The sequence below is a fragment of the Bacillus sp. MC1252 genome (assembly GCF_056838025.1).
The window spans coordinates 3,576,766-3,598,163 of sequence record NZ_CM166369.1 but is presented as its reverse complement, the minus strand read 5'-3'; the positions used below and the strand labels follow the sequence as shown (position 1 = coordinate 3,598,163).

General features: G+C 40.1%; 21 protein-coding genes and 2 pseudogenes. 17 read left to right on the top strand and 6 right to left on the bottom strand.

The window, feature by feature from the left end; genetic code table 11:
* Window positions 1–93: 93 nt before the first annotated feature.
* The 4 genes from ACYH0L_RS18520 (at window position 94) to ACYH0L_RS18505 (ending at window position 5,218) form a co-directional block, all read left to right on the top strand.
* Window positions 94–960, top strand: a complete 867-nt coding sequence (locus ACYH0L_RS18520; protein WP_482354233.1) for an MBL fold metallo-hydrolase — start codon at window positions 94–96, stop codon at window positions 958–960.
* 104 nt (window positions 961–1,064) lie between these two features.
* A complete protein-coding gene (locus tag ACYH0L_RS18515; RefSeq protein WP_482354232.1) occupies window positions 1,065–3,179 on the top strand; it encodes an MMPL family transporter in 2,115 nt (704 codons plus the stop codon).
* On the top strand, window positions 3,180–3,851 hold the full coding sequence (locus tag ACYH0L_RS18510; RefSeq protein ID WP_230031400.1) for a response regulator transcription factor: 672 nt from the start codon (window positions 3,180–3,182) through the stop codon (window positions 3,849–3,851).
* The gene (locus ACYH0L_RS18505; RefSeq protein ID WP_482354231.1) at window positions 3,848–5,218 is read left to right on the top strand and encodes a sensor histidine kinase; all 1,371 of its coding nucleotides are present in this window, start codon (window positions 3,848–3,850) and stop codon (window positions 5,216–5,218) included. Before ACYH0L_RS18510 ends, ACYH0L_RS18505 begins: the two co-directional genes overlap by 4 nt.
* A gap of 47 nt (window positions 5,219–5,265) precedes the next feature.
* Here the strand turns inward: ACYH0L_RS18505 and ACYH0L_RS18500 are convergent, their stop codons facing one another.
* Window positions 5,266–5,568 carry a hypothetical protein gene (locus ACYH0L_RS18500; RefSeq protein WP_257213735.1) on the bottom strand — a complete coding sequence of 101 codons (303 nt, stop codon included), beginning with the start codon at window positions 5,566–5,568 and terminating at the stop codon, window positions 5,266–5,268.
* 161 nt (window positions 5,569–5,729) lie between these two features.
* On the opposite strand from ACYH0L_RS18500, the pseudogene ACYH0L_RS18495 reads away from it, so the two are divergent.
* The 6 genes and pseudogenes from ACYH0L_RS18495 to ACYH0L_RS18470 form a co-directional block, all read left to right on the top strand.
* Window positions 5,730–5,840 (top strand): annotated as a pseudogene (locus tag ACYH0L_RS18495) (Crp/Fnr family transcriptional regulator); the annotation flags it as partial.
* Between the two features lie 130 nt (window positions 5,841–5,970).
* Entirely contained in the window at window positions 5,971–6,210 is a 240-nt protein-coding gene (locus tag ACYH0L_RS18490) for a helix-turn-helix transcriptional regulator (protein ID WP_482354230.1), read from the top strand.
* Window positions 6,200–6,544: a DUF2178 domain-containing protein gene (locus ACYH0L_RS18485; protein ID WP_482354229.1), complete on the top strand. Its 345-nt coding sequence runs from the start codon at window positions 6,200–6,202 to the stop codon at window positions 6,542–6,544. Before ACYH0L_RS18490 ends, ACYH0L_RS18485 begins: the two co-directional genes overlap by 11 nt.
* A 20-nt stretch (window positions 6,545–6,564) precedes the next feature.
* On the top strand, window positions 6,565–7,071 hold the full coding sequence (locus ACYH0L_RS18480) for an LURP-one-related/scramblase family protein (RefSeq protein WP_482354228.1): 507 nt from the start codon (window positions 6,565–6,567) through the stop codon (window positions 7,069–7,071).
* 44 nt (window positions 7,072–7,115) lie between these two features.
* Window positions 7,116–7,622: a hypothetical protein gene (locus tag ACYH0L_RS18475; protein WP_099727281.1), complete on the top strand. Its 507-nt coding sequence runs from the start codon at window positions 7,116–7,118 to the stop codon at window positions 7,620–7,622.
* A 21-nt stretch (window positions 7,623–7,643) separates the two neighbouring features.
* Window positions 7,644–7,875: pseudogene (locus ACYH0L_RS18470) on the top strand (helix-turn-helix domain-containing protein); the annotation flags it as partial.
* Between the two features lie 49 nt (window positions 7,876–7,924).
* Here ACYH0L_RS18470 and ACYH0L_RS18465 read toward each other — a convergent pair.
* Window positions 7,925–8,635 (bottom strand): GntR family transcriptional regulator, encoded by a 711-nt coding sequence (locus ACYH0L_RS18465; RefSeq protein WP_099727280.1) that lies wholly within the window; start codon window positions 8,633–8,635, stop codon window positions 7,925–7,927.
* A 151-nt stretch (window positions 8,636–8,786) separates the two neighbouring features.
* Between ACYH0L_RS18465 and ACYH0L_RS18460 the strand changes: the two genes are divergently transcribed.
* The 3 genes from ACYH0L_RS18460 to ACYH0L_RS18450 all read left to right on the top strand — a co-directional run bounded on the left by ACYH0L_RS18460 (window position 8,787) and on the right by ACYH0L_RS18450 (window position 13,288).
* Window positions 8,787–10,685, top strand: a complete 1,899-nt coding sequence (locus tag ACYH0L_RS18460; RefSeq protein WP_482354227.1) for a beta-glucoside-specific PTS transporter subunit IIABC — start codon at window positions 8,787–8,789, stop codon at window positions 10,683–10,685.
* 9 nt (window positions 10,686–10,694) lie between these two features.
* Window positions 10,695–12,134 carry a 6-phospho-beta-glucosidase BglA gene (gene bglA / locus ACYH0L_RS18455; protein WP_256499179.1) on the top strand — a complete coding sequence of 480 codons (1,440 nt, stop codon included), beginning with the start codon at window positions 10,695–10,697 and terminating at the stop codon, window positions 12,132–12,134.
* A gap of 173 nt (window positions 12,135–12,307) precedes the next feature.
* Entirely contained in the window at window positions 12,308–13,288 is a 981-nt protein-coding gene (locus tag ACYH0L_RS18450; RefSeq protein WP_230031393.1) for a restriction endonuclease, read from the top strand.
* Between the two features lie 5 nt (window positions 13,289–13,293).
* Here ACYH0L_RS18450 and ACYH0L_RS18445 read toward each other — a convergent pair whose 3' ends face one another.
* Window positions 13,294–13,455 (bottom strand): hypothetical protein, encoded by a 162-nt coding sequence (locus ACYH0L_RS18445; RefSeq protein ID WP_099727276.1) that lies wholly within the window; start codon window positions 13,453–13,455, stop codon window positions 13,294–13,296.
* Window positions 13,456–13,678: 223 nt separating this feature from the next.
* Here ACYH0L_RS18445 and ACYH0L_RS18440 point away from each other — a divergent pair, with 223 nt between their 5' ends.
* The 4 genes from ACYH0L_RS18440 (at window position 13,679) to ACYH0L_RS18425 (ending at window position 17,775) form a co-directional block, all read left to right on the top strand.
* Window positions 13,679–15,292 (top strand): T7SS effector LXG polymorphic toxin, encoded by a 1,614-nt coding sequence (locus ACYH0L_RS18440; protein WP_256499698.1) that lies wholly within the window; start codon window positions 13,679–13,681, stop codon window positions 15,290–15,292.
* Window positions 15,293–15,312: 20 nt separating this feature from the next.
* Window positions 15,313–15,648, top strand: coding sequence for a tRNA-Val4 (locus ACYH0L_RS18435; protein WP_230031391.1), 336 nt, complete (start codon window positions 15,313–15,315; stop codon window positions 15,646–15,648).
* Between the two features lie 255 nt (window positions 15,649–15,903).
* Window positions 15,904–16,188: a YxiF family protein gene (locus ACYH0L_RS18430; protein ID WP_482354226.1), complete on the top strand. Its 285-nt coding sequence runs from the start codon at window positions 15,904–15,906 to the stop codon at window positions 16,186–16,188.
* A gap of 393 nt (window positions 16,189–16,581) precedes the next feature.
* The gene (locus ACYH0L_RS18425) at window positions 16,582–17,775 is read left to right on the top strand and encodes an MFS transporter (protein ID WP_099727273.1); all 1,194 of its coding nucleotides are present in this window, start codon (window positions 16,582–16,584) and stop codon (window positions 17,773–17,775) included.
* 39 nt (window positions 17,776–17,814) lie between these two features.
* On the opposite strand, the gene ACYH0L_RS18420 is transcribed toward ACYH0L_RS18425, so the two are convergent.
* From ACYH0L_RS18420 to ACYH0L_RS18410, 3 genes are all read right to left on the bottom strand, one after another.
* On the bottom strand, window positions 17,815–18,717 hold the full coding sequence (locus ACYH0L_RS18420) for a quinate/shikimate dehydrogenase (RefSeq protein ID WP_099727272.1): 903 nt from the start codon (window positions 18,715–18,717) through the stop codon (window positions 17,815–17,817).
* A gap of 18 nt (window positions 18,718–18,735) precedes the next feature.
* On the bottom strand, window positions 18,736–19,917 hold the full coding sequence (locus ACYH0L_RS18415; protein ID WP_099727271.1) for an MFS transporter: 1,182 nt from the start codon (window positions 19,915–19,917) through the stop codon (window positions 18,736–18,738).
* A gap of 418 nt (window positions 19,918–20,335) precedes the next feature.
* Entirely contained in the window at window positions 20,336–21,358 is a 1,023-nt protein-coding gene (locus ACYH0L_RS18410; RefSeq protein WP_230031389.1) for a LacI family DNA-binding transcriptional regulator, read from the bottom strand.
* Window positions 21,359–21,398: the final 40 nt, after the last annotated feature.

Here is a 21,398-nt window from a genome sequence, read left to right as displayed (position 1 = left end):
ACTTATAATATATACGTACAACTGGATCACGCTTAGCGGCGTATTTAGAAGAACATAAGTAGTTCAATATACATTTAAGAAAGCAGGCACACCATGCACACAATCAAAAAATTAGGCCAAACCTTCTCCTACATCACACCAGTATCAAGAACCGACCGCCCCATCCTAGGCGTGGTCGTAGGCAATAACAAAACATTAATGATCGATGCCGGCAACTCGGAAAATCATGCGAACTATTTCATCAAAGAAACATTAAAAAATGAGAACGCCTCGCCCGATCTGGTTGTCCTCACACATTGGCATTGGGATCATATCTTTGGTCTGCCGGCATTGCCTGATACGATTTCAATTGCTTCTGCAAAAACCAGAAAGGAAATGGAGAAGCTTCTTCCGTTTTCTTGGTCAGATGAGGCGATTGATGAGCGGGTGAGGGAAGGGACGGAGATTGAGTTCTGTGCGAAAGCCATCAAGGAAGAATATCAGGATCATCGAGAGATTCAGGTGGTTTTACCGAATGTCACGTTTGATCATCGGATGGAAATTGATCTTGGCGGGGTTACTTGTGTCGTGCAACATGTTGGGGGCGATCATGCCGCAGATTCAGTGATCGTATATGTGAAAGAAGAGAAAATCCTGTTTCTTGCTGATTGCATTTATCCGAAAATGTATGCTGAAAAAGTACATTATACGGTAAAAGAAATCTTGCGTCTTTTAGATGAATTAGATGCTTTTGATGCCGATACGTATATTCCGTCACACCAAAGGCCGTGGACAAAAGAGGAGTTTCGTCAGGAAACAGAAAAACTTAGGATGATTGCGAAATACACTGATCTTTATGGTGGAGATCAGCAGAGAATCAAGAGTGAATATCAAGCACATGTGAACAGAGAATTGAAAGAAGATGAGTTAGAGACGATCGCTTATTTTGTAAATGGTTATGAAGGATTAGCAGAGGGATAAACCTCTGCTTTTTTATTTTCATGCCTCCTTCTTCCACTGAGTTTATATCAAGTTTATATACGAGCGATATACTCGAAGCGGTGAGAAAAGGAGGAGAACAATCGGTGAGTTTATTTAGATCATTTATTGATAAAATTTCTACAAAAAAGGGAGCTTGGCTGACCGTTATCATTTGGCTTGTTCTCATGATAGGGTTGAGTGCTGGTCCTACATTGGGCGATCATAAAGTGAGTAACTTTCAGTCTTTACCTAGTGATGCTCAGTCTATTGTGACACAAAAGCAGTTAGATCAGTATTTCCCAAGTGACAAAGGGACTCCGGGGTTATATGTCTTCCATCATCCTGATGGCAAGCTGGCTATCAAAGATGTAAAAACGATTATAAGAGGAATCAAAGAGGCAAAAATTGAGGGGATTGAAGACATTGTCGATGTTACCGCATTGCCTCCTCAAGCGTTATCCGCATTTTTATCAGAAGATCAATCTACTATGATTGTGCCAATGAATTTGAAAGCCGGATTAGGCAATGCTGATTATGCAGAGATTAATGATGAAACAACAAAGGTTGGTAAAAAGATAGCAAAAGGGTTAGATACAGATTTTTATATTACGGGCCCAGCAGGTATAGCTGGAGATACTGTTAAGTTATTTGAATCTGCTGACTTGAAGCTGTTATTAGCCACCGTTGCGATCATTTTGGTTTTATTGATAGCCATTTACCGTTCCCCGTTATTAGCGATCATCCCATTATTTGCAACGGTGATTGTCTATCAAGTGGTAAATCAAGTCGTCGCTTTACTTGGCGTCGGTGGACTTGAAATCAATAACTCGACCACTTCTATTATGAGTATTTTATTATTTGCGGCTGTGATTGATTATTCATTATTTGTTTTTTCTCGCTATCGTGAAGAGTTGAATCATGATGAAAATCAATATGAAGCGATGAAAGTGGCAATGCGTGCAACGGCAAAACCCGTATTATTTGCAGGAGGTACAGTATTCGCGGCAATGATCATTTTATTTGTGGCAGATTTCCGTGATTATCAAAACTTTGCTCCAATCTTCGGTGCTGCGATGGTGATCATTATGATGGCTTCTGTTACACTAATCCCAGCATTGTTTGCGTTATTTGGCCGTAAAGCATTTTGGCCGAAAGTGCCCAAATATGGTGAAGCGAGAGAAGTGAAGCATGGCATTTGGGGGCCTATTGCAAAGTTTGTTGTTCGAAAACCAGGATTGATTGGTGGTGCTGTCTTACTGTTTTTACTTGTGACAGGGGCGAATGTTTTCAATTTACAGTATGAATTTAACTCAGTGAAAAATTTCCCGAAGGATTTACCTTCTCGTGTCGCATTTGAAATCGTCGAGGATCAATTTAATAAAGGAGATCTAGCCCAGACAACGGTGCTAGTGACCGGTCAAAACCTATCTCAGGAACATTTACAAGAAATCTCTTCTCATTTCTCAGAAAATGACCAGATAGGGTCGGCTCGTCCTTCGGGAGTTACCAAAAATGGAGAGCATGGCAAAATGACTGTATCACTGAAGGTGAATCCATACAGTATAGAGGCCATTGAATTTTTAAAAGAATTCCGTACAGATCAATCCACCTATCGTTTATCAGATGGTCAAGAGGTTCAGCTATCTTTTGCGGGCACAACGGCTAAATTAGTGGATGAACAACAAGTGAATCAATCAGATATTAAAAAGATTGTTTTGCTGGAAACGTTACTCATTCTTCTCTTGTTACTCGTTCTGACACGCTCGATCAAAATGTCGATTTATATGATGGCGACGATTTTAATCTCCTTTGTATCTGCTTTAGGGTTAGGCATTTTCTTAGTCGATGTGTTATTTGGATATGATGCCATTTCCACTCGTGCCCCTGTATATGCCTTTATCTTTTTAGTGGCTTTAGGAATTGACTATAATATCATCCTTGTGAGCCGTTTCTTAGAAGAACGTAAAACGTTACACGTCAAAGCTGCATTACAAGTGGCGATACGAAACACAGGAGGGGTCATTTCTTCAGCGGGGATCATTCTTGCCGCAACGTTTGCCGCATTAATGACCATGCCCATTACCGATTTATTTATCTTTGGATTTATTGTCGCTATTGGGATTATCATCGATACATTCTTAGTTCGAGGAATGTTGCTGCCGTCGCTCATATTATTCTTTGAAAAAGACAAAGATAAGGTGATAAAGGAGGAAGGTTAATTGCATGTATTGGTTGTGGATGATGATGAAGCCATTTTGCAATTAGTGTCCATCCATTTAGAGCAGGCGGGATATCACGTGATAAAAGCAAGCAATGCTGAGGCAGCGCTTGCTTTTTTGCAACATCAGTCATTTGATCTCATGATCATTGATGTGATGATGCCTGGAATGGATGGCTTTCAGCTGGCTAGCATTGTTATCAAACAATATGAACTGCCTGTCATTATGCTGACAGCGAAAGGGCAAATTGAAGATAAACAGCAAGGATTTGAACAAGGGATTGATGATTATATCGTCAAACCATTTGAAACGAAGGAACTGCTATTCCGTGTAAATGCCATTTTACGAAGATATCGTAAATCCATAGAAGCTTTAACAACTGCGGGGAATATTCAGATTGATACGAACCGTTGGGAATTAATGATTGAGAATCAACAATATATCTGGCCCATGCGGGAATTAGAAATTCTCCATTATCTGCTGCAGCGGGCAAACCGCAATGTGAGCCGCTGGGATTTAATTGATGACATTTGGGGGGATACGTTAGAACAACCCGAATTCACATTAAACACTCACATTAACCGCATTCGCGAAAGATTAAAAAGAGCTGAAGCGAATGTTGAAATTGTGACAATTCGTGGTTTTGGCTATCAACTAGAGGTAAAAGAATGAGACTACAACAACGATTTATGTTATATACGTGTTTGATTGTTTGTATCAGCATCTTTGTTGGATTTATTTGTTCGAATTTGATTTACAATGCCTTTGTAAAAGAACAATTAAATGATCGTTATTTAGTCATTGCGGAGCAGTTATCGAAACAAATCAAAGAACACGAAATCACATTACAGGCATCTTCCGATTTTCTGCAAACCATGAGCGATCTAGGGTATCAAATTGCATTGGTTAAAGAAGATAGAGAAATTCGGATGTTTGGTGAACCCTTTAAAACGACACAATGGAATGACCAAATGCACGCCTTATTTGAAGGCGAGAAAGCTTACAACGGGATCAAATCCTTTAAAAATTCATATTTAATCATGAGTCATTTCGCAAATGATATACAGAATACAGTGGGAACGAAAATAGAAATTGAAGGGGAAGAATGGGGATTATTTTTACGTCCGAATAACATTAGCCTTTTCACAGAATTTCATTTGATTATATTTGGGTTTATATTCGCCGTATTTATTAGCAGCATCATTGGCATTTTATTGATGTCTCGAAAGGTCACCCAATCCCTTTCAGAATTGACGAGTGCAACGCAAGAGATGGCCAACCATAATTTCCAGTACCCATTAATGATTAACCGCAAAGATGAAATTGGGCAGCTTGCCGATAGCTTTCGGATGATGCAGCAGAAGTTGGAGAATACAGATCAAGCGAGAAAGAAATTCGTGAATAACGTCTCGCACGATTTCCAATCACCGTTACTCAATATCCGGGGGTATTCTGAATTACTAGATGGGGAGCTTTCGTCAAGCGAAGGGAAAAAATACAATCACATTATTCAAACAGAAGCGAAGCGATTATCAAACTTAACGAAACAACTCCTCATTCTTACTTCAATTGATCAGGGGACATATCCAACGAATAAACAACTAGTCAGGATCGATGATCAGCTTCATCAAGTGGTTCATTCAATGCTATGGCGGATAGAAGAGAAGGGGTTAGAAATTAAGATCGATTTACAGCCTGTCACCGTGTATGCTGACCGTACATTGCTGATCAACGTATGGGAGAACTTAATTGTCAATGCGATTAAATACAATAAAGAGTACGGAGAGATCAGTATTCATTGTGAAGAAAATGAATCAGAAGCGGTCGTGAAGATCAGAGATACGGGGATTGGAATAGAAAAAGAGACATTGGAAAAAATATTTGAACGATTCTACCGGGTGGATCAAGCACGAAATAAAGAAGGAATGGGTCTGGGATTATCAATTGTACAAGAAGTTCTCTCTTATCACGATGCTTCTATTGAGGTAGAAAGCAATGAAGAAGGAACGACATTTACTACGTTTTTTCCAAAGGAGTAGTTAGTGAAGAAAAGTCTCATTTGCTATGTGTCAAATGAGACTAATTTCTATGGCAAGCCTACAACATCTTCTGCATCACGAACTGTGACAGACATATTTTTAGCATTAATAATAATGACACAATCCCAAGTAGGTTTGATTTGTAGCTCGTTGTTTTCATCTATCCAAATCACACTGTTTAGTTCAATTGATGGCACTAAAATGACCATTTTCTTTTCATAGTTTCTTCTTTTGTTCACGATTACATTACCATACTTATCTAGTGATGCCTTGCGTTTCCCTACATCTTTTGTTATTACATTTACCGTTTTTAAAGGTACCGCTTGTTTTTTGAGCTGGCGTTTTTCCATGCTTGTCTTTAAACTTTTTTAAATCAACCTTACCCCCCTGACTTTTTTAAGCTTTTGGAATCTTTTTAGCCGCAGTATCTGCTGCTTTTTTACTGTATAATTACTAATCTTGTTATAAAGCCAAGAACTAGCTGCAATGATAACCTCACCTATTAATCATTTTGTTGAAATATCTAGGCTTAGTTCAACGTATCGCTCAATATCATGATGCCTCGTATATCGGTATTTCTCCTGTTTCACTGAGCAGGCCGATGCATAACGCCAAAGATTAACCTATGTTAATGCTACAACAAAAATTAGCCTCAAAGAAATCCCTTTTTGAAAAGTATATTGTTATTTTATATAAGTTTACTTTACTTTTGTAAACGATTAGTTTATGATTTTTTTTAAGAGGTGATGGATATGAAGGGAGATTTTGGTGATTCGATATCTAATAAGGTTTATGAATATCGGGTGCTTGCCAGAATGTCTCAGCAAGAGCTTGCTGAGAAAGTCGGTGTTTCTAAACAAACCATTTTCGTAATGGAAAAAGGAAATTATGTTCCTACCTTACTGTTAGCCTTTCGTATTGCGAATTTCTTCAAAGTTGATGTTAACGATATTTTTACTTATGTGAAAGGAATTGAGAATAATGGAAAATAAGGGAGATCTTACAAATACAATCTTTTATCCTTTAAAAACTTGGGTGGAATCATCAACTGATAATTGGAACATGCTCCTTGGTATTGGGTTTGCTATGCTTTTAGTGGGATTAATTCTAACAATTGTATTCCTTAAACGAATTGGAAAGAGTGACGAAAGGACAAATCAAATCACTTTAAAAGGTTGCCTCTGCATGTTATTCGGAGTAATTTTATGTGACGTGATTTTTCCAAAAGAATATATGTGGCAAATCTTCTTTTTGTTTAAATATTCTCTTGCAACTCTCGCTTCAGGAGTATACCTAGCTGTTCGATATAAGAGAGATTTTAATTAAATATTAAATTGGAGGTACATATGAAACAACTTTATATGAAGCAAAAGGTATTTAGTCTCAGTGGCAGATTTACGGTAAAGGATCAGCAGGAGAACGATGTGTATGTGGTCGAGGGTAGCTTTATGAAGATGCCGAAGACGTTCACCATACTGAATACAGAACGAGACGAAATTGCCGTGATTACGAAAAAGATGTTTAGTTTTTTACCGAAGTTTTTAGTAGAAGTTGGTGGTCAAGAGGTATTGACGATCAAAAAAGAGTTTACGTTCTTTAAAGCAAAATATTCGATTGATGCAGTGGGGATAGAAGTTCAAGGCAACTGGTGGGATATGAATTTCCAAGTGCTGCAGAACGGCGAAGTGATCGGACAGGTGAAGAAGGAATGGTTTACTTGGGGAGATAGTTATAAGGTCGATATTTTGAAAGAAGAGATGGAGCCTATGATGATTGCGCTGGTTGTTGCTATTGATTGTGTGAAGGCTGATGAAGCTGCGTCTAGGTCTTCGTCGTCGACAACGACGAATTAAGAAACATTTCAACGATCTTATTAATCAAATGGAGGGTTTAAAAGTTGGACAACCTCACCCGTATCATAAGATTAAGAGATGCAGAATTATGGGAGTATGAATTTCTCGATAAAAAAGAAATCATTATTTATTTCTCCATTACAGATTTAAATAGAAAAGCAACGACTCACGATTATCCGCTAGCTCCCCAAGAAGAATTGGATGAAAGAGATAATTACATCTCAATTGATGTTCATAGTAATCTCGATCTCAAAAAAACGCTTGAAGAAGATACATTTGATGACTTTATCACCACGATCTCTTCTTTAGTAGAGCATATGATCGATTTTCACAATGCTCATGTCTTTACTAAAATGTATGTTCATGAAAAAATAGACTTAACAGATTTCCAGTTGGAGAAAGATGAAGATTTGCATGGTGATGAAAAAGAACAGCTCTATACTTTTAAACGTTTATGGATTCAGCAGACATGCTTTCAATTGATAGAACAACATTTAAATCGAAAAATCAAAGAAATGTCTAACAGTAGATTTTGCCAAGATCTAAATTGAGCTTGTGAGGTGACCAAACTGATCACATTCCAATACAAAGTATTTCTAACAGTCGTCGAATGCGGCAGTTTTACAAAAGCGGGGGGGGGGAAACTTGGGCTGACACAGTCTGGCGTGAGTCATAACATTGCGAAGCTCGTATCCGAATTAGGGATTGTATTGCTGCTGCGGAATCGAAACGGTCTTTCATTAACTGATGAGGTAAGCGGTGATGCCTCATATTCTGCAAAACATTCATCATGCGACACTTCTTCATACGACAAACAAGCCTCCTGATTGTCTCAGGAGGCTTTTCCCGTCCATCACCCATAATAATTATTCGCTTGAATAAAAAATTGAGACTGCATGTAGTTGTACGTGATTTTTGAGAAGTCGAAGGGCTGGCCGTTTGTGAGGTGAAAGACAGTCTCGACGCGGAGGGCGGGATCGTCTTGTTTGAGGCCGAGGTGTTTCGCTTCGGTTTCGTTCAGTTTGCCTACTTGCATGTACATATCAGAAAAGCCGACTTTGAGTCCCAGACCTTCGCTGACGAATTTAAAAACGGAATCGGCGGCGATTTCCGTGTTGAGGTAGGGAATAATGGTCTTCCGATAATAGGATTCTTCTAAACATAAGGTTTGTCCATTGATGTAACGAATACGTTTGAGGTAAAAGACATCCTCTTCTTGTTCAATGTTCAAATTAAGCGCAGCTTCTTCTGGCGGTTTGATGGTGTCTAATGTTAAAACCTCTGATGTCAGTTGAAATTCCTCTAAATCTTTTTTAAACCCTTGGTTGGATAAAAGGCTGATGTAGCCCTTGCGCCGGTGTCTTCTGACAAAGATCCCGCTGCCCCTCACCTGATAGACAATTCCTTTTCTTTCGAGTAAGTCTAATGATTTGATAATTGTACTTTTGCTCACCGAAAATTGGCTCATGAGTGTCTCGAGTACAGGGAGTTTGTCACCTTGCTGCAGCTCATGGGTGACAATATATTTTTCAATATCGCTCGCAATTTGTTGATACTTTAACATAGCCATTCCTCTTTGTTTTCACGATTTATTGTCTTTGTATTATAGCACATACGGATTTTCCTTTGATATGCCATCTGTAATTATATATGTATTGATAAATTGTACCGGTATAATTATAATGTACATATACTAGTAGTGATAAGGGGGGTATATGTCAAAAGTGAGGGATTATCAAAAGCTTGCAGAAGACATCTTAGAGGCAGTGGGCGGAGAGGAAAATGTGGTGAGTGCCGCAAGATGCGCCACGCGGCTGCGTTTGGTTCTGAAACGTTCAAATCCGAAGGCCAAGGAAGCAGTCAATGCGATGCCTGGCGTTATTACCGTGGTGGAAAATGGTGGGCAATTTCAGGTCGTCATCGGTCAGCATGTTGGTGAGGTATACGAGCATTTTTCCAGTCTTGTTCAGCTTCAATCGTCTGATGATGATCAGGCAAATGAGAACAAGGGAACGGTGCTGAACCGAGTCATCGCGACCATGTCCGCTGTGTTTGCGCCATTTGTGTATATTTTGGCTGCGGCTGGTATTTTACAAGGTGCACTTATCCTAATTAACCTGTTATTTCCAATCTTCTCGAAAACTGGAACATATGAAGTCTTTAGCTTCATTTCCTGGGCGCCGTTTACGTTCTTGCCAATCTTTATTGCAATAACAGCAGCCAAGCACTTTAAAACGAATATGTATATCGCAGTAGCTTGTACAGCAGCGCTTGTCAGTCCAGCTTGGACAGAGATTGCTGGGCGCGTGGCATCAGGTGAAGGCGTTACCTTTTTAGGCATTGCATTATCTGAAACGGTCTATACATCATCGGTATTGCCGCCGCTGTTCTTAGTATGGATTCTTTCTTATCTGGAGAGATTTTTAAACAAACGAATTCATGAGGTCGTCAAACCGTTATTTGTCCCATTTATCTGTATGGTCGTCATGGTCCCGTTAACCATTCTATTAATTGGTCCTCTTTCGACAGCAGGTGCAAATGGGATTGCAAACGGATACAATGTCTTAGCTGACAATGTACCGGCATTAGCAGGCGCCATTATCGGCGGATTCTGGCAAGTGCTTGTCATTTTCGGTGTTCACTGGGGCATCACGCCGATGGTGCTGGCCAACTTCGAACAGTATGGACGTGACTCCTTCCAGGCATATCAAACCATCGCTGTTATCGCTCAGGTCGGTGCAGTGTTAGGCGTTATTTTAAAAGCAAGAAATCGAGAAACACGGAAAGTCGGGGTCTCAGCGGGTATCACGGGTCTCTTCGGAATTACAGAGCCTGCGATTTATGGGGTCACCTTACGCTTCAAAAAACCATTTATTTTCGGATGTATTTCTGGAGCGATTGGTGCCATTGTCGCCAGCTTCTTTACGCCCTATTACTTTGCGTATGCAGGTTTGCCTGGTCCGCTGACGATTGTGAACGGAATTAGTGCAGATTATCCAACGTCGATCTTTGGTATTTTGATTGGTGTGGCAATTGCGCTGATTTTACCAGTTGTGCTCATTCAAATGTTTGGTTATGGGGAAGATACGGTAGAACAGACAGCCGGTGAAGCATCTGTGAAAGATCAAGATGAAGAAAAAACGAATGCTTCGATGAACAATGAGGAAATGATTACTGCACCACTTGCAGGAAAAGTGCTCCCATTATCTGAGGTGCCGGATGCCGTGTTTAGCTCCGGAGCGATGGGCAAAGGGATTGCCATTGAGCCAACAGACAATAAGCTGTATGCACCGTTTGACGGCAGTGTCGTCATGCTTGCACCGACAAAGCACGCCATTGGGCTGCGTTCAGAATTCGGTGTGGAGTTACTTGTTCATGTCGGAATTGATACGGTTTCCCTAGATGGCTCAGCATTTACACTCAATATCCAAGAAGGCGACAAGGTGAAGAAGGGTGACTTGTTGATGACATTTGATCAAGAGGTGATTGAAGGCAAGGGATTAAAAACAATCACACCAGTTATCATCACCAATACACAAGCGTACGAAGATGTGATTGTAGAGGAACATTCGACATGTCAGCCAACGGATGTCATGATGACAATAGTGAAATAGGAGGAATAAATGATGACTTTACCAAAAGATTTTCTATGGGGCGGCGCATTAGCTGCACATCAATTCGAAGGTGGATGGAACGAAGCAGGCAAAGGTCCAAGTGTTGTGGATGTGATGACAGCAGGTGCTCATGGAGTACCGAGACAAATCACTGAAACGATAGAAGAAGGAACATTTTACCCGAACCATGAAGCGATCGACTTCTATCATCGTTACAAGGAAGATATCGCCATGTTTGCAGAAATGGGCTTAAAATGCTTGCGTACATCAATCGGCTGGAGCCGGATTTTCCCTAAGGGAGATGAAGCAGAGCCGAATGAAGCAGGCTTACAGTTCTATGATGATGTGTTTGATGAGCTGCTCAAGCATGGCATCGAGCCTGTGATTACGCTGTCCCACTTTGAGATGCCCCTTCATTTGGCAAGGGAATACGGCGGCTTCCGCAGCAGAAAAGTCGCTGAGTATTTCGCGAAATTTGCGGAAGTGTGCTTCAATCGATACAAGGACAAAGTCACGTACTGGATGACATTTAATGAAATCAATAACAAAATGGATGTCAACAACCCATTGTTCCTTTGGACAAATTCAGGCGTATCGGTCAAAGAAGGCGAAAACGCTAAAGAAATCATGTATCGAGCAGGACATCATGAATTGCTTGCAAGTGCATGGGCAGTAGCAAAAGGAAAAGAAATCAATCCTAATTTTCAAATTGGAGCGATGGTCTCCCATGTGCCAATCTATCCATATTCCTCAAACCCAGAGGATGTCATGCTTGCAGAAGAATATATGAGACAACGTTATTTCTTCCCTGATGTTCAGGTTCGCGGCTACTATCCGAGCTATGCATTAAAAGAATTTGAACGCGAAGGCTATCATATTCCGTTTGAAGCAGGCGATGAAGAAAGCTTAAGAAAAGGGAAAGTTGGTTATCTCGGCTTTAGCTACTACATGTCGACAACGGTCAAAAGTGATGCAGTGTCTGACAACAGCGGAGACATTGTCAACGGGGCCCTGCCGCATGGTGTAGAAAACCCTTATATCAAATCAAGTGACTGGGGTTGGTCCATCGACCCAACTGGACTAAGATATACATTGAATCGTTTTTACGATCGCTATCAAATTCCACTCTTCATCGTGGAAAATGGTTTTGGTGCCATTGATCAAGTGGAAGATGATGGTTCCATTCACGATCCTGAACGAATTCAATATCTCGCTTCTCATATCGAAGCGCTGAAAAAAGCCATCGAATACGACGGTGTGGACCTCATCGGCTACACACCTTGGGGTATCATTGATATCGTTTCATTCACAACAGGTGAAATGAAAAAACGCTACGGAATGATCTACGTTGACCGCGACAACGAAGGCAACGGTTCGATGAAGCGTCTCAAAAAAGATTCGTTCACTTGGTATCAAAACGTCATTGCAACGAATGGCGAAGAAGTGTAATAAAGGAAAATGCAGACCCGGATGAGCGTGGGATTCGCTTGTTCGGGTTTTGTGTTTCTTTCGACAAAAAAGGTGCGCATATCCTTTTGTTAACAAGAAATAAGTCTTATAATTTAGTGAGAATATTTGATGATGAAAATAAGAGAAGATGGATGGAATGGGAGAGATAGTAAATGACGAAATGGTGGATGGTTCGTGCGGGTGACCAAAATGAGTTAATTTCAATTTGGGAAGAGAAGGGCATCGCATCGATAGGGTGGCCTAAATTAGGTAACCCAAAACAATATCAAACAAAGCAAGAGATGAATGCTCGAGCTGATGTCATATTCGCTGAGAACAAACCTTTTACGAGAAGAAGCTGGGTCAGTCAGGTATGGAGGTTTAGTAGAGAAATTAAAAAGGGAGATCGAATCATTACATACATAAAAGAAAGCCGTGAATATCGAGTAGGTACGGTGATTGCTCCGCATTTTTTTGATGAAACAGCTGGAGATAAAATGTATCCAAATCATATTCAGGTGAATTGGGAACCAACAGCAGTTAAACGAGATTCTCTCAGTCAATCAGCTAAGAACAGCCTCGGTTCTATATCAACTGTTTTTCGTGTAGATGATTGGGGGAAAGAGATTGAACATTTACTCAAAAACCCTACTTCCATAACAGCACCTGAAGATGAAACAGAAGAAGATGAAATTATCGAAGATTTAGTCAGCAAAGCCACTGTCATGATTGAAGATAAAGTAGATAAATTGGACCCTTGGCAAATACAAGACTTAGTCGGAGGCTTACTGCAAGCAATGTCATACAATGTTCGCGTGAGTCCAAAAGGGCCTGATGGCGGTGTGGATGTGTTAGCTTATAAAGATGCATTTGGTTTTGAAAAGCCAATTATAAAAGTGCAAGTAAAACATCGAAAATCCTCAGCCAGTTCGCCAGAGGTACAGCAATTATTAGGTGCTAATCCAATGAATGCTAACAGTTTATTTGTTTCTACTGGTGGGTTTACTTCTCATGCAAAAGCTGTTGCGAAGCATAATGAGGTTCATCTAGTGGACTTAGAAGAACTCGTAAATCTTATTGTACATTGGTATGAACATATGCCAGCTGAGACAAGATCCTTATTACCTCTGAAAAAAGTGTATGTACCTGAGTGATCTTTTTATTGTCTATGTTTCAATAACGCCTGAATACAAAGAAAAAAGAGGGTAATGACGATAAAATAGTTCATTGGATTGTGAAAGATATTGATGTGGAATGATAATTGAAGAAGAATCCAAAGAATGAAGATCATCACAACAGTTGGAATAAATACTTTATACATAGTTTGGTTTTCCTTTCTCATTTTAGTTGGCATTGTCTCATACAACTGTAGAGAAAGAAAACAGATAAAGATTTTAATAGTTTGTATGATGCATTCACTAGTTCCTAATTACTTATGTATATAGAGAGTTCATTTTATTTTTTATGTCGTTTATCCTATTTTTTCGTTTTGAGGGTCACGGTAAAATAGACTTTATGATCAATAATGGAGGGAGTGACTTTTTCTGGGCAAGATACTTGATGCAAAAGCACTAACAAGTGCCATGGACACAAGGGCAAAACATTATCAGGCACTCCGTGAAGAAATGACTGATTTGAAAAAAGCCTTACAGGGCGTGGCAAACCTTGGTGATGATTTCACTGGAAAAGGCGCCGATAACATTAAAAGCTTTTATAAAGAACTAGCTGGAAATGTAGACATGTTTATCACCTTCATTGATAAGCAAAAAGCCTTTCATGAAGGTGTTTCTGGTACACTTGATGATACGAGCTTTGGCGGCGATACCTTTGTGGAGGAACACTTTTTAGATAACGCTGTTCACATGGGAATCAAAAATGCCAAAAGCATTGTAAAAGATCAAAAAAAGGCACTTAAAACCATTTTTCAAGACATTGATGACCTCATTTCTTTGGAGGTATTTGATAGCAAAACCATTGATGAAAAGATCGAAGATGCAGAAGACGAACGGAAAAAGACGGTTAAAGATTTGATAGAGCTTGATCAAAATTTAAAAGATGAATATGCTTTGTCAGAGACAGAACAGAAGGCTACAATGGCATTGTACGCAGAAATGATGAATGCGACAAATGACGGAAAATCCATTTCGCCTATGAATTTTGACAAGAAAGCGTATCAAAATAGTGAAATTTACAAGGCAAAAAGCGATATTGAGAAGCAAACTTCTGAATATCTGAAAATCAAAAAAGAACAAGAAGAAGCCCGCGAGATCGCGAAGGAACAGGAAGCCCTCGCCAACCGTCCTTGGTATGAAAAAGCATTCGATTATGGCGGAAATATCGTCAATGAGCTGACAGGTGTGAACGATGCAAAGCGTGCCGCAACGGGCGTTGATCCGATCACAGGAGAACAGCTCACCGCAGGCCAGCGAGTCGCCGCAGGCGGTATGGCCGCAGCAGGCTATATCCCTGTCGTCGGCTGGGCAGGGCGCATATTCAAAGGCGGAAAAGCCGTCTATAAAACGACCCAAGCCACATCAGCCGCAGTTAGAGCAGTCGACATTTACAAGACATCACAAAAGTCCTTTGACGCCTTAAAAACATCCCAAAAAGGCTTATATGGCCTCACCGCAACCAACGGCTTCAGCGAAGCGATTACGGGTCGTGACATGTTTGGAAACAAGGTCTCGAAAGAACAGCAGGAAGCGAGTATGAACGCGGCACTTGGAATGCTTTTACCGTTTGGAGCAAAAGGGTTTCATGGGAAGATGGGAATTAAGGATACTGAAAAATATAATACCCATACAATGAAGCACATTTATCATGGCGAAATAAACAAACGAGGAAAAGCAGTTGGTTATCATCATGAAAGTATGCAGGGTGGTAAGGTTATTCCAGGAAGTGAAAGTTTACCTGATAAAAACGGTATTTATAGAGCTAAAGTTGAAATAGATGGAGTTGAAAAAGTAGCTAAATCAAGTTTCTTTCCTAAGGAATGGAATCGCGTTGATGTGTTAAAAGCTATCGATGAAGCTTACCAAAATAAACAACAGATAGGTCCTAACAAATTCAAAGGTGTAACATCAACAGGAATGAAAATAGAGATGTATCTGAATAAAGATGGGTCAATAGCTACAGCATATCCACTATATAAAAAATAATATGAAGGTGATTAACTTATATGAGATATTCATATGAATTTAAGGAAGACCAATTTGGTGATTTAGCAATAATACTACCAGAAGAAATAAGTATTTTCTCAGATTTTATTCAAGATATTTCAACAGAAGAAGAAGTAGATGAGTATATAGGATATATTCAAAATGTGATAGATGGAGTATATGAAAACTTTGAAATTACATTGAATGCTACCAGTGTCAATATCAAAAAACATGAGACAATAGCTGAACATCATTATAGGATTGAAGAACCCCATGAAAATAAAATTGAAACGAAGGAGTTCAGAGAGCTGTTGTTAATTTGGAGAGAGAAAATACCAGAAATATTCAAAGATTAAACATCATTATTGACGATTATCAACATAATGATTCAGGCACTTTATTGCTATAAAGTGCCTTTTATTTGGTTGGAAATCTTAAGATGTTTGAATATAAAAAGAGTAAGTTAAGCCTAAGATAGGTGCTAACGTGAGAAAGGTCCGAAAAGAAAAAATGGAGAAATTAAAAAGAAAAAGCAGAAGAAAGCACTTAATGAACGAATTAAGCTATATGACACTTCCAGAAAACCCTTTTTAGATATCGAAGAGAATCAATTGTTTTGTCAGAAGGTATTTCCTTTCCTTCACTCGAGAGAACATAAAATTCAAATACATGGAGATAACTATCGAGAGCATATTGAAAAGTCTACACAAATGTTAAAGGAAATCGTCAGCAGGGTAAAATTAACTCCTAAACAAGGTAGACTGATATTTTTTCGGGAGCAAGAAATTGAAGCGATATTAGTGAATGAGAATGAATGTTTTACTCATTTAAATCAACTTCTTGAGCAAACGAAATTTTCAAGTGGATATGGGGATTTCATTTTGGGTTGTGTATAGAGCGCACAGAGTATTTTTATGAGCTAAGTACTAGGGGGCTGTGAGAGTCAATTAAATTTAAAATCACGAATTTACTTATGATACTTTTAAAACGACAATGTTCAATAACCATATTCATTATGTAAAACTCACCTGCATGCCTCAGGGGATTTCTCTCTACAATCATTCCCCTCAAATTTAAGCAATTCACTATCATTACCTTTCACATTCATATAAAATAAGAGCTAGTGAAAATTTGAAGAGATGCTTGATAAATGAAGGACATGTAAGCTGTGAGCTGCATGAGATGTTTGAACGTGAAGGTTGCGAAGCTGCTCCTCCTCACACATGAGATCTTGTAAGCGTAACCATTATTTGTCACTTCATTGCGATGGTGTTGAGGGGTGTGTCAGCATGAGGAATCCGTATGTGAGAACGGCTTCTAGTCTTTATATCAATTATTTTTTATTAGGTATGGTCAATATTATATTGGCTTCAAATATGCCATTTTTAATCAAACAGTTAGATACCAATAGTGCGGGAATTAGTTATATGATCTCGGCACTCGGCATTGGCAGGGTGCTCACGTATGGTCTATCAGGTGTGCTGTCAGATCGGTTTGGCCGAAAGCCGGTGATTTTGGTTTCTGGTGTGCTGATGGCGGTGTTCCTCATCGGGATCCCATTGTCTCCAAATTATCAAATCGCCTTTGCGTTTGCGATTTTGGCAGGGGTGGCGAATTCAGCGATGGATGCAGGAACGTATCCAGCCTTAATGGAGGCTTTTCCACAAAACTCGGGATCTGCGAATGTGATGGTGAAGGCTTTTATTTCGATTGGGGCGACCATTCTGCCGCTGGCTATTTTCTTTTTAGCGGAGCATGATTTGTTTTATGGCATTGCGTTTTTTGTTCCTGCCCTTATCTATCTTGTGAATGTCTTGATGCTCTGGACATTGCCATTTCCGAATCATCGCAAAGTGGAGCAAGTCCAGGTGACCGAGCATGACGGACTTCCACGCTTCACGTCAGAGCCTACGTTTTGGAGGGAAGGGATCGCACTTATTGTGATCAGCTTTACGTCAAATGGTCTGTACGCCTTGCCGCAAATTTGGCTTCCTACGTACGGTGAGGCCATATTGGGGATGGCTTCTGGCAGTGCAGTGAAGCTGCTTAGTTACTATAGCATGGGTGGTTTGCTGTCTGTCCTATTGCTCGCATTTCTTTTGCGCCGCATTGTCCGTCCGGTCACGGTGCTGCTGATCTATCCAATCATTACACTTGCCTCTATCTGTGTGCTACTGGTCGTAAAATCTCCAGTCATAGGAACTGTCAATTCATTTGTATTGGGATTTTCAACAGCTGGTGTCTTTCAGCTGACATTAACGGTGATGGCTGAATTCTTCTGGAAGAACAAAGGAACGATGACAGGGATTATCTCAACAGCCGGCGGGGTGTCGGCCATTGTCATCCCGGTCGTAACAGGTTTGATTGAAAGCCACTCGACCATTTTACAGATCTTTATGTTCGATGCGGTTGTGGCTGTTGTGGCCATTATCGGTGCGATGTATATTCTGTATCGATACCGCCAAATCATGGTACATGAATAAAAAAAGACGACCTCCGCTCAGGAAGTCGTCTTTTTTTGTTTAGAAACGGTCGTTGTCAAAAAGTATCTGTTTCACTTGATCAACTGGCATATCTTCACCAGTAAAGAGTTTGTAAGCAAGAGCACCTTGCCATAGCATCATTCCAAGACCGTTAATGGTTTTGGCACCCGCTTCCTGTGCTTGAGCAAGAAGTTTTGTTTTTTGCGGGTTGTACACAACATCTGTCACGATCAAATCTTTACGCAGTACATCAAGCGTGTCATCAATAATGCTAAGCTGGTCTAATGGTTTCATCCCAAGGCTTGTCCCATTTGCTAAGATCGCACTCTCAGCTACTTCACGGCGGAAAGCGTCTTTGTCTTCAAGTGGGAAAATGTTCGCTTTGACACCGAATGATTTCATCTCTTCATTGATGTACTTCACATTTTCTTCCGCTTGAACAAAGTATTGATCTTGACGAGCAAAAATACTAATTTCACGAATTCCTGATTGTGCAAGTTGAATGGCAATCGGTGTCGCAGCACCGCCTGAGCCAACAAGTGTTACCTTTTGTCCAGCTAGTTCAACGCCATGTTCAATCAAGTTTCTCACGTAACCAAGACCATCTGTGTTGTAGCCAATCAGTTTGCCATCTTTGTTCACAACAGTGTTGCTTGCACGTGTATATCTCGCAGAATCATCTAGTTCATCTAAGTAATCCAGCACTTTCATTTTATTTGGCATAGATACGTTAAATCCAGCTGCACCCATCGCTTTCATTCCGTTTACTGCTGCTTCTAGTTCATCATTTCCTACTTCAAAGGCTAGGTAAGCATAGTTGATACCTGTTAATGTGTATCCAAGGTTGTGCATCCGTGGTGACAGGCTGTGTCCAATTGGTGTAGCAAGAAGACCGACTAATTTTGTTTTTCCATCAATATTTCGTTCATGTATGTTTGTCATAATTGACATCTCCTTTTATTATCTAGACAATTTTTTCATGCGTCCTAAAACAAAGACTGCTAACAATACGCTAATGACTGCAATGATCATATCGAAAAATAACGTCATTTTAATATCGTACGTGCTGACCAACCCACTTGTAATGAGCGGCACAAGAATAAACGCTGAGCTTGCCGCAATGTTGACGTATGATGAAGCCGTTGCTTTGTTTGTAGGGAATAATTTCATCATAATACTCATGGCCAGCTGGAAGATCCCTGCTGTAAATAATCCTAAGAAAAAGGTGCTGACAATCACAATGCTGTACGTTTCGATTTGAAATAGTGAAAACATTGCAAGGAATGCCCCAATTGGGTAAATAATGGCGACCATAATAGGTGAAATAAATTTATCTAATACGATCGATAGTAATAGAACAGACACAAGGGCACCAATACTAAAATAAGAAAGAAGCTGCGTCGCTTGTCCTGTGCCAAGTCCAATCAGTTTTAACCCGAGTTGCGGAAGCCACGTCTGCCATACGACAAACAATGCAGTAGACGTGAATCCCATGAGCACAACAGCTAAGCCTTCACCAAACATTTTAGGTTCTTCCTTCATTTGTTCCTGCACTGGAAGATCATCTTGTGAAGAGACTTGCTTATGGTTCGGGAATGGCATAAAGATCAAGTAAATCCCTACGAGTAAATAAAGAAGTCCTAGTCCAAAGAACGCCCAGCCCCAGAAGATGTCATGTGCAATAAAGAATGCCAAGATAAATGGAAGAACAGTCGCTCCAATTGAAACGGACGCCTTCACTAAAACAGAAGCTGAACTTGCTTTTTTAGGAAACGATTCTGTTAGAGCAGGGTATGTCCCTGAATCAAGCAGTGAGTTTGCAATCCCTGCTGAAATCGCAAAGATAAAAGCGAGTGTATAATTCGTTGTCGTTGGAATTCCGATTAAGAATAATAAGTAAAGAAAGTTTCCTGTAATAATGACAGGCTTACGTCCCCAGCGGTCTGCTAACCGTCCAGAGAAAAAGAGAGCAATCAGTTTACCTATTCCGATCGCCGATACAAGCAAGCTGATTTTCGGAATATCCACATGGTAGCGTTCAGATAAGCTTTCCATGTTGGAAGCCACAATAATATTGATCATGCCGAGCATGAAGTAGTTTAAATACATGCCAAGTGACGATTTAATATAAGGATTTTTCATGTTCTCACTCCTATATTTAAAACCCTTTTTGGGTCAAATTCTTTGTTAACCTTTGTAATATCAAGCCCATCACAACACCCCTTGTGTGATTGATGAAAAAATAATGAATATTCATCTGTTCTTCCATTAAGTACATCGTTCTACTAAAAATAAAAAATAATAACAGTCTTGATAAGAAAGTGTATCTTCATGATTTGATCAGAATCAGAAATTATCAATTTCAACTGTTGTTAAATAAAAATAATAGTATGACGAATTTGGTATAACGATATACCAAAAGAAGCAACGTGATAAATATACTCCTGCGCTTTAAATGTGTCAAGTTTATGACTTTGTGATGTAAAAAAAGAAAAATGAAATAAAGAAATAGTTGACTTGATCAATAAAAAAAGAGAATTGCTGCACGCAATTCTCCCTTTCATGATGATGTAGAGGTTTCTCTAATATGAAGTTGAGGCTTTAGGATCAATCGCTGCAGCTCTTCATCCTGCTCGTTCATTTTATGATATAAAAGGTTCGCTGCTTTTACTCCGATGGATCGTGGGAATGATGAGACAGTGGTGAGCGGCGGGTGATACATCTCAGCTTCAGGGATGTTATCGAATCCAACAACATCGATGTCTTCACCAGGCTTGATGTCACGTGCTGTCAGTTCCTGAATGACCCCAAACGCGACTAAGTCACTAAAGCAAAAAATAGCAGTAGGAGGCTCGGGCTGGTCGATGACTTGGGTAAGGGCTTCTTTCCCGCCTTCACGGGTAGGTTCCATATCGATAATAAGAGATTCATCAATCGTCAGGTTTGCCTCATCATGGGCTCTTTTGAAACCTTTCATGCGTTCAATCCAAGTCGATGAGGACTTGATGCCGCCTAAAAAGGCAATACGTCGATGTCCTTTTTGAAGAAGGTGATGTACCGCCATCCAAGCGCCTTGTTCATAATCAGCGCCGACATAGTCACAATGCACTTCCGCTAATTCACGGTTTGCTAGTACTTTTGGGGTGCGAATTTGATTTAACTGTTTGACCGTCCTAGTAGAGCTTTTCGAAGCTGGGTTTAAAATAATCCCGCCAACTCGGTGCTCTACCATTGTGGAAATGAGCCGTTCCTGCTTATCGACACTGTCAAAGGTTGTACCGAGTAAAACGGTATAGCCAAGTGATTCAAGTGTGGTTTGCACGCCGATTAAAAACTCAGAAATAAAGGTGTTTGAAATGTCCGTGACGATAACACCCACAATATTGGAGCTTTTTGACCGCATGTTTGCAGCGACGCGGTCGTACACGTATCCTAAATCCTCCATGGATTGCAGTACTTTTGTTCGAGTGGCTTCAGAGATTCTAGGATTGTTTCGAACAACGAGTGAGGCCGTTGAAGTCGAGACACCGGCATGCCGGGCGACTTCCTGTAATGTGACACGCTGTTTGTTCAATTTTTTCATTTGTCTTCACCAACTTCAATGGATTGCCTAACTTTGGTTC

What these genes read in the sequence shown, in the direction of transcription:
- ACYH0L_RS18520 (WP_482354233.1), top strand. Translation starts at nt 94, where the DNA reads ATGCACACAATCAAAAAATTAGGCCAAACCTTCTCCTACATCACACCA.
- ACYH0L_RS18505 (WP_482354231.1), top strand. Translation starts at nt 3,848, where the DNA reads ATGAGACTACAACAACGATTTATGTTATATACGTGTTTGATTGTTTGT.
- ACYH0L_RS18500 (WP_257213735.1), bottom strand. Translation starts at nt 5,568, where the DNA reads ATGGAAAAACGCCAGCTCAAAAAACAAGCGGTACCTTTAAAAACGGTA.
- ACYH0L_RS18490 (WP_482354230.1), top strand. Translation starts at nt 5,971, where the DNA reads ATGAAGGGAGATTTTGGTGATTCGATATCTAATAAGGTTTATGAATAT.
- ACYH0L_RS18485 (WP_482354229.1), top strand. Translation starts at nt 6,200, where the DNA reads ATGGAAAATAAGGGAGATCTTACAAATACAATCTTTTATCCTTTAAAA.
- ACYH0L_RS18480 (WP_482354228.1), top strand. Translation starts at nt 6,565, where the DNA reads ATGAAACAACTTTATATGAAGCAAAAGGTATTTAGTCTCAGTGGCAGA.
- ACYH0L_RS18465 (WP_099727280.1), bottom strand. Translation starts at nt 8,635, where the DNA reads ATGTTAAAGTATCAACAAATTGCGAGCGATATTGAAAAATATATTGTC.
- ACYH0L_RS18460 (WP_482354227.1), top strand. Translation starts at nt 8,787, where the DNA reads ATGTCAAAAGTGAGGGATTATCAAAAGCTTGCAGAAGACATCTTAGAG.
- bglA (WP_256499179.1), top strand. Translation starts at nt 10,695, where the DNA reads ATGATGACTTTACCAAAAGATTTTCTATGGGGCGGCGCATTAGCTGCA.
- ACYH0L_RS18450 (WP_230031393.1), top strand. Translation starts at nt 12,308, where the DNA reads ATGACGAAATGGTGGATGGTTCGTGCGGGTGACCAAAATGAGTTAATT.
- ACYH0L_RS18445 (WP_099727276.1), bottom strand. Translation starts at nt 13,455, where the DNA reads ATGTATAAAGTATTTATTCCAACTGTTGTGATGATCTTCATTCTTTGG.
- ACYH0L_RS18435 (WP_230031391.1), top strand. Translation starts at nt 15,313, where the DNA reads ATGAGATATTCATATGAATTTAAGGAAGACCAATTTGGTGATTTAGCA.
- ACYH0L_RS18425 (WP_099727273.1), top strand. Translation starts at nt 16,582, where the DNA reads ATGAGGAATCCGTATGTGAGAACGGCTTCTAGTCTTTATATCAATTAT.
- ACYH0L_RS18420 (WP_099727272.1), bottom strand. Translation starts at nt 18,717, where the DNA reads ATGACAAACATACATGAACGAAATATTGATGGAAAAACAAAATTAGTC.
- ACYH0L_RS18415 (WP_099727271.1), bottom strand. Translation starts at nt 19,917, where the DNA reads ATGAAAAATCCTTATATTAAATCGTCACTTGGCATGTATTTAAACTAC.
- ACYH0L_RS18410 (WP_230031389.1), bottom strand. Translation starts at nt 21,358, where the DNA reads ATGAAAAAATTGAACAAACAGCGTGTCACATTACAGGAAGTCGCCCGG.